Consider the following 13,385-nt stretch of genomic DNA (forward strand, 5'->3'; position numbering starts at 1 on the left):
TCAAATCTGCCAGTGTCGAGGTGGTGGTTCGCATGACGGCCAGACGTTGACAGAAACACCGACAGGGGGTTGTCGCGACGGCGTTGGAGGGTGGGTCCCGCGAACGGCGATGTCACTCGTTGTGGAGGAGACCAATGACAGTTCCCACGTTCAACACCGTCGCGTGGTTTCAGATGGGGGCCGACGCGCCCGAGGACGCCCGGCGGTTCTACGGCGACCTGTTCGGCTGGCGGTTCCAGATCGACCCGGACGAGGACGGGTATGACCTGATCAGCTACCCCGGCGCCGACGGCCCGAGCGGCGGTCTCGCGTACGGCGGCTCGGCGGCGTACGCCGACGGCGTCGACGACCAGGCGTTGTTCCTGGTGCTCGTCGAGGACGTGGCGGCGATGTGCGAACGCACTGAGCGTCTCGGCGGCAAGGTCGAACGGCCGGTCACCGCGACCGGTTCCGGCCTCAGATACGCGTACGTGGTCGATCCGGCGGGCAACCGGTTCGGCTTGTTCACGCCGCCGCTGCCGACCGCCTGACCACAGTCGGTCACCCGCCGCGGCACGGGGCCTCCGCCCGCGCGGAGGCCCCGCGGCCCGGCTGAGTATCGTGTCACCAGGGGAAACACCGGCGAACACCGACGAACGGGGGACCCCCGATGCCGATGTCCATCGTGGCCGTGACGGTCGACTGCCAGGACCCGCGCACGCTCGCGGAGTGGTGGGCGACGGCGACCGGCGGCGAGATCGCCGCCGACTACGAGTTCTATGTCGCGCTGTCGACTCCGGGCGGTCTGACCATGGGCTTCCAGCGGGTGGACGACCCGACGCCCGGCAAGAACCGCTGGCACGCCGACTTCAAGGCCGCCGACCGTGCCGCGGAGATCGAGCGGCTGACCGCCTTGGGCGCCCGGGAGGTCGGCACCCACACCGTCCCCGGTCTCACCTGGACGGTCCTGACCGACCCGGACGGTAACCAGTTCTGCGTCTCGTCAGACCACTGACACCGGCCACGTGGCCGATCACCATAAGACGGCGCGTCCGGGTGTGGGAGACGTCCAGGCCTCAGACGAGCGGCTCCGCTGATACGTGGTTGATCCACATATCCGGAGTGCGCGAGGTGTGGATCGCGTTCTGACCTGGGTGTGGTGTGGGTCACACCCGCATCGCGCCGCGCGATTGTGTGGACCGTCCACATGGAACGGTCCGGGGAGCGGACTTAGTGTCCTGCGTCACACCACCCCGGCGTTCCGGCTCCGGGGCACCCGCTACCCGGAGGAGGCCGCATGGACGGTCCTGTTCTGCGTGCACAGGGCCTGGTCAAGGAATTCCGCGGGTTCCGCGCAGTGGACGGCGTGGACCTCGACGTGGCCGACGGCAGCGTGCACGCGCTGGTCGGGCCGAACGGCGCGGGCAAGACCACGCTGTTCAACCTGCTCACCGGATTTCTCAAACCGAGCGCGGGCCGGATCCGGCTCGGCGACCGTGACCTCACCGGGCGGCGGCCCGAGCAGGTGGCGCGGCTCGGCGTGGCCCGCTCGTTCCAGATCACCAGCCTGTTCGCGCAGCTCACCCCGTGCGAGCACCTGCAGCTCGCGCTCGCCGGCGGCACCGGCCTGACCTGGCGCTTCTGGCGTTCGGAGCGTGCGCTGGACCGCTTCTCGGCGCGCGCCGCCGAACTGCTCGACCAGGTGGGCCTCGCCGCGCACGGGCATCTTCCGGCGGGCACGCTGGCGTACGGGCGCAAGCGCGCCCTGGAGCTCGCGCTCGCACTGGCGCTCGACCCGCGGGTGCTGCTCCTCGACGAGCCCACCGCGGGCATGGGCGTCGAGGACATCGACCGGACCGTGGACCTCGTCCAGCGCGTCCGGGAAGGCCGGACGGTCGTCCTCGTCGAGCACAACATGAGCGTCGTCTCGCGGCTCGCCGACCGGGTCACCGTCCTGCAGAACGGGCGCGTGCTGGCCGAGGGGCCGTACACCGAGATCCGCGACGACCCGCGTGTCATCGCGGCCTACCTCGGCGAGGCACCGGCGCAGGCCGGAGGAGCCGCCAGGGCCGGGGAAGCCAAGGCCGGGGAAGCCAGGGCCGGGGACGTCGGGGCCGGGGACGCCAGGTCCGGGAAAGCCAAGGCCGGGCGAGGCGAGGCCCTGGGAGGGGACGCCCATGCTGCGGGTTGAGGGGTTGTCGGCTTGGTACGGCGAGGCGCAGGTCCTGCGCGAGGCCGGCCTGGAGGTGCGCGAAGGCGAGATCGTCACGCTGGTCGGGCGCAACGGCGCGGGCAAGACCACGCTGCTGCGGTGCGTGATGGGACTGCACGGGCGCGCCGAGGGCCGCGTCTCGTTCCTCGGCGAGGACGTCACGCGGCTGCCGCCGCACCGGCGGGTACGGCGCGGGCTCGGGTACGTGCCGGACGACCGCGGCGTCTACGCCACGCTCAGCGTCGAGGAGAACCTCACCCTCCCGCCCCGCGTCGGGCCTGATCCCTGGTCTCTGGAGCGGGTGTACGAGACGTTCCCGGCCCTGAAGGACCGTCGCGGCTTCCCCGGCACCAAGCTCTCCGGCGGCGAGCAGCAGATGCTGGCGCTCGCCCGGGTGCTGCGCATGGGCGCGCGGCTGCTGCTGTGCGACGAGCCCACCGAGGGCCTGTCACCGCTGATCGTCTCGCAGATCGGCGACATCCTCCGCGAGGTCAAGGCGCAGGGCGTGACCGTGCTGCTCATCGAGCAGAACGTGCACTTCGCCGCGACCGTCGCCGACCGTCACTACCTGCTCGCCGAGGGCCGGATCGTCGAATCGCTCGACAACGACGAGATGAAGGCCCGCGAGGGCGAGCTCCTCGAACACCTCGGAATTTAGGAGAAACGCGGATGAAGGTGCTGGGACATGTGGTCAGCGTGGCCGCCGTGGCCACGGCGGGCACGATGCTGGCCGGCTGCGGGGGCGGGCCGGGCGGGGGCGGCGGCAAGATCAGCGACGGCAGGGTGGTGCTCGCCGTCCTCAACGACCAGTCGGCCGTCTACGCCGACCTGTCGGGCAAGAACAGCGTCGAGGCGGTCAAGATGGCCGTCGCCGACCACAAGGCCAAGTACGGCGGCAAGGCGGTCGCCGAGAAGATCGAGGTGATCGCGGCCGACCACCAGAACAAGCCGGACATCGCCAACTCCAAGGCGCAGGAGCTCTACGACCGGCAGAAGGCCGACGCGATCCTGGACGTCCCGACGTCCTCGGCGGCCCTGGCCGTGGCCAACATCGCCAAGACCAAGAAGAAGGTCTTCCTCGACATCGGCGCCGCGACCACCGCGCTGGAGGGCGCCAACTGCAACAAGTACACGTTCCACTACGGCTACAACACCTACATGCTGGCGCACGGCACCGGCGACACGGTGACCAAGGACGGCGCCAAGAACTGGTACGTCGTCTACCCGGACTACGCGTTCGGCCAGGACATGAACAAGAGCTTCTCCGCGGCGGTCAAGGGCGCGGGCGGCACGATCGTCAAGAGCGACCCGGCGCCGTTCCCGAACGACAACTTCTCCACGTTCCTCCTCAAGGCCCCGGGCCTGAAGCCCAAGCCGCAGGTGCTCGGCACCATGCAGGCCGGAGGCGACCTGGTCAACCTGGTGAAGCAGTACAACGAGTACAAGCTGCGCGACAAGGGCATCGGGCTCGCGGTGGGGCTGATGTTCCTCACCGACATCCACTCGCTGGGCGCCGACGCGCTGGCCGGGACGAAGTTCACCGACCCCTGGTACTGGAACGCCGACCAGGGCAACCGCGCCTGGGCCGACAGGTTCCTCGCCAAGACGGGCAAGCGGCCGACGTTCGCGCACGCCGCCAACTACAGCGCGGCGCTGCAGTACCTCGACGCCGTGCAGCGCGCCGGCACCGACAAGGCCGACGACGTGGTCGAACAGCTCGAAGGCCACAAATTCCAGGACGTCTTCGCCAAGAACGCCACCATCCGCGCCCAGGACCACCTGCTCCTGCACGACGTGGCGCTCGCGCAGGTCAAGCCGTCCAGCGAGGTCAAGGAGCCCTGGGACTACGAGAAGATCCTCAAGACCATCCCGGCCGACCAGGCGTTCCAGAAGCCCGACCCCGCCTGCAAGCTCTAGCCCGTCCGGGAGGTCATCATGCTCGAACAGGCCTTCAACGGCCTGGTGGGCGGGGCGTTCTTCGCCCTGCTCGCCCTGGGGCTCGCCGTCATCTTCGGGATGCTGGGCGTCGTCAACTTCGCCCACGGCGCGTTCTACATGCTCGGCGCGTTCGGCGCCTTCGTCCTGCTCGACTCGTTCGGCGTGAACTTCTGGGTCGCGCTGGTCGCGGTGCCGGTGGGGCTCGGACTGGTGGGCGTCGTGCTGGAACGGCTGTTCGTCCGGCGCCTCGCACCGCTCGATCCGCTCTACAACTTCCTGTTCACGTTCGGCCTCACGCTGATCCTGCAAGACCTGATCAAGAGCCGGTACGGGGTGCAGTCCCAGCCCTACCCGCGTCCGTCGGCGCTGTCGGGCTCGCTCGACCTCGGGCTCTTCACCTACCCGGCGTACCAGGTCTTCGTGCTGGCGGTGTCGCTGGCGGTCTGCGCGCTGGTCTGGCTCGCGCTCACCCGCACCCGGGTCGGCATGATCGTGCGCGCCGCGACCGAGAAGCCCGAGCTCACCCGGGCCCTCGGCATCGACGTCGGCCGCTGGGTCACGCCGGTGTTCGGCTTCGGCATCGCGCTGGCCGGGCTCGCGGGCGTGCTCGCGGCGCCGATGCGCGCGGTCAATCCGCTGATGGGCGCCGACCTGATCATCACGGTGTTCGCGGTGGTCGTGATCGGCGGGCTGGGCTCGATCTTCGGCTCGGTCACGGCGGGCTTCGCGATCGGGCTGGTCTCGGCGCTCGGCAACCTGTACGTGCCCGCGCTGTCGCAGACGCTCGTCTTCATCCTGATGGCCGCCGTGCTCCTGTGGCGCCCGGCCGGCCTCTTCGGCCGCGAGGAGGCCATGTCGTGATCCTCTCCAAGCTGGCCGCGCGGCCGGTCCTGCTGCTGCTCGGGCTGCTCGCCGCGTTCGCGCTGCCGTGGGTGATCTATCCGCCGGTCGCGATGGACATCGCCTGCTGGGCGTTGTTCGCGGCGGCGCTCGACCTGCTGCTCGGCTTCACCGGGCTGCTGTCGTTCGGGCACGCCGCGTTCTGGGGCGGCGCCGCGTACGCCGCGGGTCTGATGGCGGTGCACTGGGGCGTCCCGTTCCCGGTGGCGGTGCTGGGCGGTGCGCTTTTCGCGGCGGTGCTCGCCGTACCCATCGGCTACCTGTCGGTACGGCTGCGCGGCATCTACTTCGCCATGGTGACGCTCGCGTTCGCCCAGATGGTCTATTTCGTGGTCAACCAATGGCGTGACCTGACCGGAGGGGAGAACGGTCTGCAGGGCGTGCCCCGGGAGTTCTTCGGGGTGGATCTGTCGGACCCGTTCTTCTTCTACTACGCGGGCCTGCCGTTCGTTCTGCTCGGCTTGTTCGCGGTATGGCGGGTCGTGCGTTCGCCGTTCGGCCGCGTTCTGGTGTCGATCCGCGACAATCCGGCGCGCGCGCAGGCGCTCGGCTATCCGGTCGAACGCTACAAGCTGCTGGCGTTCGTCCTGTCGGCAGGGCTGTCCGGACTGGCCGGCGGGCTCTATGCCATCAGCCACGGCTTCGCCTCGTTGCACGAGGTGTACTGGACGACGTCCGGCCAGGCCGTGATGGCGGTCGTCCTCGGCGGCATCGGCACGCTGTGGGGCGGCGCGATCGGCGCGGCGCTGATCGTCGAGCTGAACGACTACCTGGCCACCGCGGGCTTCACCGAGACCGGGCTGGTCACCGGCGGCATCTTCGTGGTGATCGTGCTGGTCTTCCGGCGCGGCGTCTGGGGTACGGCCCGCGACCTCCTCGCCGCCCGCACCGCCCGCCGCGGCGACCCGGCGGCGGCGGAGACGGACGAGGCCGGCCCGGCCCAGGCACCCGACCGGCAGGAAGTGACCGCGCGGTGACCGAGACGAGCACGGCGCGTGCCACGGAGGGCCTGGACCTGTCCGGACGGCGGGCGCTGGTGACCGGCGGGGCGAGCGGGATCGGGCGCGCCTGCGCCGCCCGGCTCGCCGCCGCCGGCGCCCGGGTGACCATCGTCGACGTCCGGGCCGACGTGGCCCGCGCGACGGCCGCCGAGATCGGCGCGGCGGCACTGGCCGCCGACCTGGCGGACATGGCGGCGGTCGACGCGCTGGACTTCGGCGACGCGGACATCGTGGTCAACAACGCCGGGTTCCAGCACGTGGCGCCGGTGACCGAGTTCCCGCCCGACACGTTCGCCGAGATGATGCGGATCATGGTGGAGACACCGTTCCGGCTGGCCCGCCGGACGCTCCCCGGCATGTACGCGCGCGGCTGGGGGCGGATCGTCAACATCTCGTCGATCCACGGCCTGCGCGCCTCGCCCTACAAGGCCGCGTACGTGACCGCCAAGCACGCCCTCGAAGGGCTCTCCAAGGTCTTCGCCCTGGAGGGCGCGGCCCACGGCGTGACCTCCAACTGCGTGAACCCGGCGTACGTGCGCACCCCGCTGGTCGAGGCCCAGATCGCCGACCAGGCGGCCGCGCACGGCCTGCCGCCCGCCGAGGTGCTGGAGACGATCATGCTCGCCCGCGCGGCCGTCCGGCGCCTCATCGAGCCGGACGAGGTCGCCGCGATGGTCGCCTACCTGTGCTCCCCGGCCGCGGCGATGGTGACCGGCGCCTCGTTCGCCATCGACGGCGGCTGGACGGCGCACTGACAATGGCCGGACCATGACCTGCGCCATCTTCCTCGAACTGCTCGCCCGCGAGGCCTCCGCGGTCGAGTTCGAGGCACCCCTGCTGGAGGCCCGGGCCGCCGGCGCGCCGCCGGAGAGCCTGGCCGAGCTCGAACGCACCAAGCTCGCCGCCCTGCGGGTACGGACGCTGCTGGAGCGCCGTGCCCGCCGGGAGGCGGAGCTGTCGGCCCTCTTCGACACCGCGGGCGATCTCGCCGGGCTGCGCGACCTCGACGCGGTCCTGGAGGCCATCGTCCGGCGTGCCCGCCGTCTGCTGCACGCCGACATCTCGTACATGACGCTGAACGACGACGAACGCGGCGACACGTACATGCGCGTGACCGACGGCTCGGTGTCGGCGGCGTTCCGGACCCTCCGCCTCCCCATGGGCGCCGGGCTCGGCGGCCTGGTGGCGCAGACCGCGACGCCCTACACCAGCGGCAACTACACCTCCGACGAACGGTTCCACCACCTGTCGTTCATCGACAGCGCCGTCGGCGAGGAAGGCCTCGTGGCCATCCTTGGCGTGCCCATGCGCCTGGGCGCCCAGGTCATCGGGGTTCTGTACGCGGCCAACCGCAGCGCGCGTCCCTTCGTCCAGGAAGAGGTCACCCTCCTGGGTTCCCTGGCGGCCCACGCCGCCATCGCCATCGACAACGCGCGCCTCCTGGAGGAGACCCGGGCCGCCCTGGAGGAGCTCTCCTCGGCCAACAAGCTCATCCAGGCCCGCAGCGCCGCGGTGGAACGGGCCGCCCAGGCCCACGACCGCATGACGGCGCTGGTGGTACGAGGCGGCGGCGTCGAGGACGTGGCGGCCGTGGTCACCGACGTCCTCGGCGGCGCCCTGGTCGTCATGGACGCCGAAGGACGCCGCCTGGCCGCTCTCGGCGACGCCGGCGACCTGAACGAGGCGGAGGTCGAGGCGGCGGCCACGGCGTCCCGGAGCCTCGGCCGTACGGTCCAGCGCGGCGGCCTCTGGGTGACGTCCATGGCCGCGGGCGCCGAGGTCCTGGGCACCCTCGTCCACCGCACGTCCGACGACATGCCCGACCCCGACCAGCGCATCCTCGAACGCGCCGCCCTCGTGACCGCCCTGCTCCTGCTCTTCCGCCGCAGCGTCGCCGAGGCCGAGGGCCGGGTGCGCGGCGAACTCCTCAACGACCTGCTGACCAGCCGCGCCGACCAGGAGGCCCTCCGCGACCGCGCCAAGCTCGTCGGCGTGGACCTCACCGCCCCGCACATCCTGGTCGTGGCGCGCCACGACGGCGACCGCCAGCGCGCGGCGTTCTGGGCCACGTCCCACGCCGCCCTGCGCCACGGCCTGGTGGCCACCCGGGGAGACGAGGTGATCCTGCTCCTGCCCGGGACCACACCCGGCCCCGAGGCCCGCCAGGTGGCCCGTGACCTGTCGGCGGCCCTGGGCGGACCCGCCACCGCCGGCGCCGCCGGGCCGCTCAGCACTCCCACCGACATCGCCCCCGCCCACCGCGAAGCCGAACGCTGCGCTGAAGCGCTCCTCTCCCTGGGCCGCTCCGGCGACGGCGCCAGCTCCGACGAGCTCGGTTTCGTGGGCCTCCTGGTCGGCGACGGCCGCGACGTACCGGCCTTCCTCTCCTCCGCCCTGGGCCCCGTCCTCGCCTATGACGAACGTCGCGGCACCGCCCTGATCCAGACGCTCGAAACCTATTTCGCCATGGGCTGCAGCCTCGCCAGAGCCGCCGAACGCCTGCACATCCACGTCAACACCGTCACCCAGCGCCTGGACCGGGTGGCCCAGCTCCTGGGCGAAGACTGGCAGGCCCCGGACCGCGCCCTGGAACTCCAGCTGGCCCTGCGCCTGAACCGCCTCCGCAAGGCCCTCTAATCCGCCCGCGCTTCGCGGACGGCGATCGCGGCCAGGATCACGATGGTCACGAGGTCGAAAATCACCCCGCTCGCCGCGTCGCGCCAGCCGGAGTCCGGCAGGGAGATCATCAGCACGATGAACGTCGACTTGGTGACGATGGCCGCCACGGCGGCGGGAACGCGGAAGGACGGCCGCAGCGCGGCCCACACCAGGGCGGCCCCCAGGGCCGCCTGCAGCATCCCTCGGTGCTGCAGCAGCGCGGCGACCATCGGGTCGGACGGCTCCTCGATGCCGTACGCGAGGTCGAGCATGCCGGGCCAGACCAGAGCGAGGACGGGCGTGGCGGTGATGGCTCCGAGGCCGATCAGGATCAGACGAACGGGCATGCCAGTACCTTTCAGCGATACGGACTATCAGCAGTACTGACGATCAGTCTGCATGATGGAGTTCCCGCTACGCCTAGATTTGGTGCATGCACGATCGCATCGACGGCCAGACCGGCTATCTCCTGGTGAAACTCGGCGGCTCCGCGGGCGCGCGCTTCGAGCGCGCCCTCGCTCCGCTCGGGATGAAGGGCAGGCATGTGCGCGTGCTCGAAATCCTGCGGAACGACCCCAGATCGCAGAGCGAGCTGTGCCAGGAGACCGGCATGGACCGCACGACGATGGTGGCGGTGATCGACGAGCTGGAACGTCTCGGCTGCGTGCGGCGCGAGCGCAGCCTCACCGACCGGCGCAAGCACGTCGTCTCCATGACCGAACGCGGCGGCACCGCCCTCGGCGAGTCGGCCGTGCTCCTGACCCAGGCCCAGGACGAGCTGCTGGCGCCCCTCTCCGCCGCCGAACGAGACCGCCTCCACGCCCTGCTGATCCGCCTGTACGCCCAACCACCCGACCCGTGCGCCCCACTACCGCCAACATGAACGGCCGCCAACCCCGCCAAACGACAACCCCTCACCCTCGCCGCCGCGGAGGTGGCTAGGGGGAAGCGTCGCCTTCGCCGCCCGGTCGCTCTGACTCTGCGGCGGCCCGCGGCGGCCCGCGGCGTGAGGCTCAGGTGTCGCAGGCGACGCCGTCGCCGTCGCGATCCAGGTCGTAGACATCCGTGCCGATGACGCGCACGGGCCCGTCCACATATGCGGGTCCGTCGCCGCTGCCGCCCGCGCAGTCGACGTCACTCGCGATCGGAACGCAGGCGCCGCTGTAGTTCGGATCGCACTGCGAGGCCTGCTTGGTTCCGACGATCAGGACCTTGGTGACCGGCCTTTTCGTGACCGCCGCACCGATGAGCTTCTTGGTCACCTGCGCGCCGTTGGCGAAAGTGACGTGGAAGGTGAGCTTCTTGACGCCTGGGATGCCGCGGGTCCTCACTTTGGTCACGCCCTCGGCCAACGTGGGATCTTGGACTCTTCTCGTCTTGAAGGAGATGGGCTCGGTCTCAGTGACGGTTCGCGTTTCGGTGCTCGGCGTCGCTTTCGGCGTCGCGCTCGCCGCGGTGGGAGGCGTGGTGCTCGCCACTTCCGTGGCCGCTCCGCATTTGGCGCCGAGGGTGAACAGGCCGCTGACCGCCAATATGGCCACAGTCGCACGTTTCATAATTCCCCTTCCGGGCGAGTCACGCTAATCCCGGGCGTAACACACCAACAGGGGCACGGGTCCCGGCTCTCGGGGCGCTGACGGGACAGGAGCCGGGTCGTCATCGGGCGTGGGAGGGCGTGCGGAGGCCCCGGGTCGCGGCCTGCGCCTTCGCGATCCCGGGGCCTCTGGCGGGCTGTTAGGCGTCGCCGCCGGTGTTGCTTTCGGCGCTGCCGACGCCGCCTGCGAAGACGGTGCTCACGTCGGCGTTGAGCTGGTAGCGCTCGATCGCCTGCTGGAGGGTCTCGGGCTTGAGCTCGCCCTGGCGGACGAGGCGGGTGAGGACCGCCAGCACGATGGACGCCGAGTCGACGTGGAAGAAGCGGCGCGCGGCGGCGCGGGTGTCGGAGAAGCCGAACCCGTCGGTGCCCAGGGACGAGTAGTCGCCCGGGACCCACGGCGCGATCTGGTCGGGTACGGCGCGCATGAAGTCCGAGACCGCCACGACCGGGCCCGAGGCGTCCTGGAGTTTTCGTGTGACGTAGGGGACGCGCTGCTCCTGGTCGGGGTGCAGCAGGTTCCACTCGTCGCACTTCTGGGCCTCGCGGGTGAGCTCGTTCCACGAGGTGGCCGACCAGACGTCGGCGGCCACGTTCCACTCCTCGGCCAGGAGGCGCTGGGCTTCGAGGGCCCAGCGGCCGCCCACGCCGGAGGCGAGGATGTTGGCGCGCGGGGCGTCGTCGAGGGCCGGGGCCTCCTTGTAGCGGTAGAGGCCCTTGAGGAGGCCGTCGACGTCGAGGCCTTCGGGCTCGACGGGCTGCTGGTAGGGCTCGTTGTAGATCGTGAGGTAGTAGAAGACGTCCTCGCCGTGCGGGTGCTCGGAGGTCGAGCCGTACATCCGGCGCAGGGCGTCCTGCGTGATGTGCGCGAGCTCGAACGCCCACGTCGGGTCGTAGTGGACGCAGGCGGGGTTGGCCGCGGCGAGCAGGGGCGAGTGGCCGTCGGCGTGCTGGAGGCCCTCACCGGTGAGCGTGGTGCGGCCGGCGGTGGCCCCGAGGAGGAAGCCGCGGCCCATCTGGTCGCCGAGCGCCCACATCTGGTCGCCGGTCCGCTGGAACCCGAACATCGAGTAGAAGATGTAGATCGGGATCATGTGCTCGCCGTGCGTGGCGTACGAGCTGCCGGCGGCGATCGTGCTCGCCATGGAACCGGCCTCGCTGATGCCCTCGTGCAGCATCTGGCCCTGCTCGGACTCCTTGTAGGAGAGCAGCAGCTTGCGGTCGACCGCGTCGTAGGTCTGGCCGTGCGGCGAGTAGATCTTGGCGGTCGGGAACAGCGAGTCCATGCCGAACGTGCGGTACTCGTCCGGGGCGATCGGCACGAAGCGCGAGCCGATGTTCTCGTCCTTGATCAGGTCCTTGAGGAGCCGGACGAACGCCATGGTGGTGGCGACGTTCTGCTTGCCCGAGCCCTTCTTGAGCTCGGCGTAGACCGCGTCGCCGGGCAGCTTGAGCGGCTTGGCCCGGACGATCCGCCTGGGCAGGAAGCCGCCGAGGGCCGCGCGGCGCTCGCGCATGTACTCGATCTCCTCGGAGTCCTCGCCCGGGTGGTAGTAGGGCGGCAGGTCCGCTTCGAGTGCGGAGTCGGGGATGTCCAGGTAGAGGCGGTCCCGGAACTCCTTGAGCTCGGCCTTGGTGAGCTTCTTCATCTGGTGGGTGGCGTTGCGGGCCTCGAAGTCGGTGCCGAGCGTCCAGCCCTTGATGGTGTGGGCGAGGATGACCGTCGGCTGGCCGACGTGCTCGCGGGCCGCCTTGAACGCGGCGTACACCTTGCGGTAGTCGTGGCCGCCGCGCGACAGCTTGCGCAGGTCGTCGTCGGAGAGGTGCTGGACGATCTTGCGCAGCCGCGGGTCGTCGCCGAAGAACTTGTCGCGGATGTACTCGCCGGACTCGACGGTGAACGTCTGGAACTGCCCGTCGGGCGTGGTGTTCATCTTGTTGACCAGCACGCCGTCGACGTCCTGCGCGAGCAGGGGGTCCCAGTCGCGGCCCCAGATCACCTTGATGACGTTCCAGCCGGCGCCGCGGAAGAACGACTCCAGCTCCTGGATGATCTTGCCGTTGCCGCGGACCGGGCCGTCCAGCTGCTGCAGGTTGCAGTTGATCACGAAGGTGAGGTTGTCGAGCTCCTCGCGCGCGGCCAGCCCGATCGCGCCGAGCGACTCGGGCTCGCCCATCTCGCCGTCGCCGAGGAACGCCCACACGTGCGAGCGGGACGTGTCCTTGATCTTGCGGTTGTAGAGGTACCGGTTGAACCGGGCCTGGTAGATCGAGTCGATCGCCGTCAGGCCCATCGAGACGGTGGGGAACTCCCAGAAGTCCGGCATCAGCCGCGGGTGCGGGTAGGACGAGAGGCCGCCGCCCGGGTGCGAGATCTCCTGCCGGAAGCCGTCCAGCTTGTCCTCGGGCAGCCTGCCCTCAAGGAACGCGCGGGCGTAGATGCCCGGCGCGGCGTGGCCCTGGATGAAGACCTGGTCGCCCGACTCGCCGTGGTCCTTGCCGCGGAAGAAGTGGTTGAAGCCGACCTCGTAGAGCGACGCCGCCGAGGCGTAGGTGGCGATGTGGCCGCCGACCCCGAGCTCGGGCCGGTTGGCCCGGGACACCATGATCGCCGCGTTCCAGCGGATGTAGGCGCGGATGCGGCGCTCGATGTGCTCGTCACCGGGGAACCAGGGTTCGTGTTCCGGCGGGATGCTGTTGATGAAGTCGGTGCTGCGCAGGCCGGGCACCCCGACCTGGAGCTCGCGGGCGCGCTCCAGGAGCCGGAGCATCACGTAGCGTGCCCGGCCGCGCCCCTCGGTCTTGATGACCGTGTCGAGCGATTCCAGCCATTCCCGGGTCTCGTCCGGATTGATGTCCGGGAGCTGGCTCGGCAGCCCGTCGCTGATGATCGAAAAGCGTTGACGTCCGGAAGCCACGGGGTCCCCTCTGTGCTTACCGTCTTTTCTGTACGACTGTTCGTCGTGGTCTACGTGATCCATCGTCGTCGGTAATGACGGCTAACGCATCTCTACTTGCCAGTAACTATTTCGGCCGGTCAGAGCGCCGAGTACGGCGCGAGCCTCTCGACGAGGAGGCGAAGACGTACGATGGTGATACTGCA

At 70.4% G+C, this 13,385-nt stretch carries 13 protein-coding genes; 10 read left to right on the forward strand and 3 right to left on the reverse strand.

Translation table 11 applies throughout. The features are described from left to right. Window positions 1-134 precede the first annotated feature (134 nt). From ABD333_RS08445 to ABD333_RS08485, 9 genes are all read left to right on the forward strand, one after another. On the forward strand, window positions 135-530 hold the full coding sequence (locus tag ABD333_RS08445; RefSeq protein WP_344539368.1) for a VOC family protein: 396 nt from the start codon (window positions 135-137) through the stop codon (window positions 528-530). 119 nt (window positions 531-649) lie between these two features. Continuing rightward, window positions 650-994 carry a VOC family protein gene (locus ABD333_RS08450; RefSeq protein WP_344539370.1) on the forward strand — a complete coding sequence of 115 codons (345 nt, stop codon included), beginning with the start codon at window positions 650-652 and terminating at the stop codon, window positions 992-994. Window positions 995-1,276: 282 nt separating this feature from the next. Next, window positions 1,277-2,170, forward strand: coding sequence for an ABC transporter ATP-binding protein (locus tag ABD333_RS08455; protein WP_344539372.1), 894 nt, complete (start codon window positions 1,277-1,279; stop codon window positions 2,168-2,170). Then, the gene (locus tag ABD333_RS08460; protein WP_344539374.1) at window positions 2,157-2,849 is read left to right on the forward strand and encodes an ABC transporter ATP-binding protein; all 693 of its coding nucleotides are present in this window, start codon (window positions 2,157-2,159) and stop codon (window positions 2,847-2,849) included. Before ABD333_RS08455 ends, ABD333_RS08460 begins: the two co-directional genes overlap by 14 nt. A gap of 11 nt (window positions 2,850-2,860) precedes the next feature. Next, entirely contained in the window at window positions 2,861-4,108 is a 1,248-nt protein-coding gene (locus ABD333_RS08465; RefSeq protein ID WP_344539376.1) for an ABC transporter substrate-binding protein, read from the forward strand. Window positions 4,109-4,126: 18 nt separating this feature from the next. Further along, complete coding sequence (locus ABD333_RS08470) at window positions 4,127-4,990, forward strand: branched-chain amino acid ABC transporter permease (RefSeq protein WP_344539377.1); 864 nt, start codon at window positions 4,127-4,129, stop codon at window positions 4,988-4,990. Beyond that, entirely contained in the window at window positions 4,987-6,006 is a 1,020-nt protein-coding gene (locus tag ABD333_RS08475; RefSeq protein ID WP_344539379.1) for a branched-chain amino acid ABC transporter permease, read from the forward strand. The genes ABD333_RS08470 and ABD333_RS08475 overlap by 4 nt, the downstream gene beginning before the upstream one ends. Beyond that, on the forward strand, window positions 6,003-6,785 hold the full coding sequence (locus ABD333_RS08480; RefSeq protein WP_344539381.1) for a 3-hydroxybutyrate dehydrogenase: 783 nt from the start codon (window positions 6,003-6,005) through the stop codon (window positions 6,783-6,785). Before ABD333_RS08475 ends, ABD333_RS08480 begins: the two co-directional genes overlap by 4 nt. A gap of 13 nt (window positions 6,786-6,798) precedes the next feature. After that, complete coding sequence (locus tag ABD333_RS08485) at window positions 6,799-8,667, forward strand: helix-turn-helix domain-containing protein (protein ID WP_344539383.1); 1,869 nt, start codon at window positions 6,799-6,801, stop codon at window positions 8,665-8,667. Here ABD333_RS08485 and ABD333_RS08490 read toward each other — a convergent pair. Beyond that, complete coding sequence (locus tag ABD333_RS08490) at window positions 8,664-9,035, reverse strand: hypothetical protein (RefSeq protein ID WP_344539385.1); 372 nt, start codon at window positions 9,033-9,035, stop codon at window positions 8,664-8,666. The genes ABD333_RS08485 and ABD333_RS08490 overlap by 4 nt on opposite strands. Before the next feature lie 86 nt (window positions 9,036-9,121). Between ABD333_RS08490 and ABD333_RS08495 the strand changes: the two genes are divergently transcribed. Next, complete coding sequence (locus tag ABD333_RS08495; RefSeq protein WP_344539387.1) at window positions 9,122-9,571, forward strand: MarR family winged helix-turn-helix transcriptional regulator; 450 nt, start codon at window positions 9,122-9,124, stop codon at window positions 9,569-9,571. A gap of 130 nt (window positions 9,572-9,701) precedes the next feature. Here ABD333_RS08495 and ABD333_RS08500 read toward each other — a convergent pair whose 3' ends face one another. Both ABD333_RS08500 and aceE read right to left on the reverse strand, forming a co-directional pair. Continuing rightward, a complete protein-coding gene (locus ABD333_RS08500) occupies window positions 9,702-10,244 on the reverse strand; it encodes a G5 domain-containing protein (protein WP_344539389.1) in 543 nt (180 codons plus the stop codon). Between the two features lie 178 nt (window positions 10,245-10,422). Beyond that, entirely contained in the window at window positions 10,423-13,200 is a 2,778-nt protein-coding gene (gene aceE / locus ABD333_RS08505; RefSeq protein ID WP_344539391.1) for a pyruvate dehydrogenase (acetyl-transferring), homodimeric type, read from the reverse strand. Window positions 13,201-13,385 lie beyond the last annotated feature (185 nt).

It is taken from the genome of Actinomadura fulvescens (assembly GCF_039533225.1).
Lineage (GTDB): Bacteria > Actinomycetota > Actinomycetes > Streptosporangiales > Streptosporangiaceae > Spirillospora > Spirillospora fulvescens.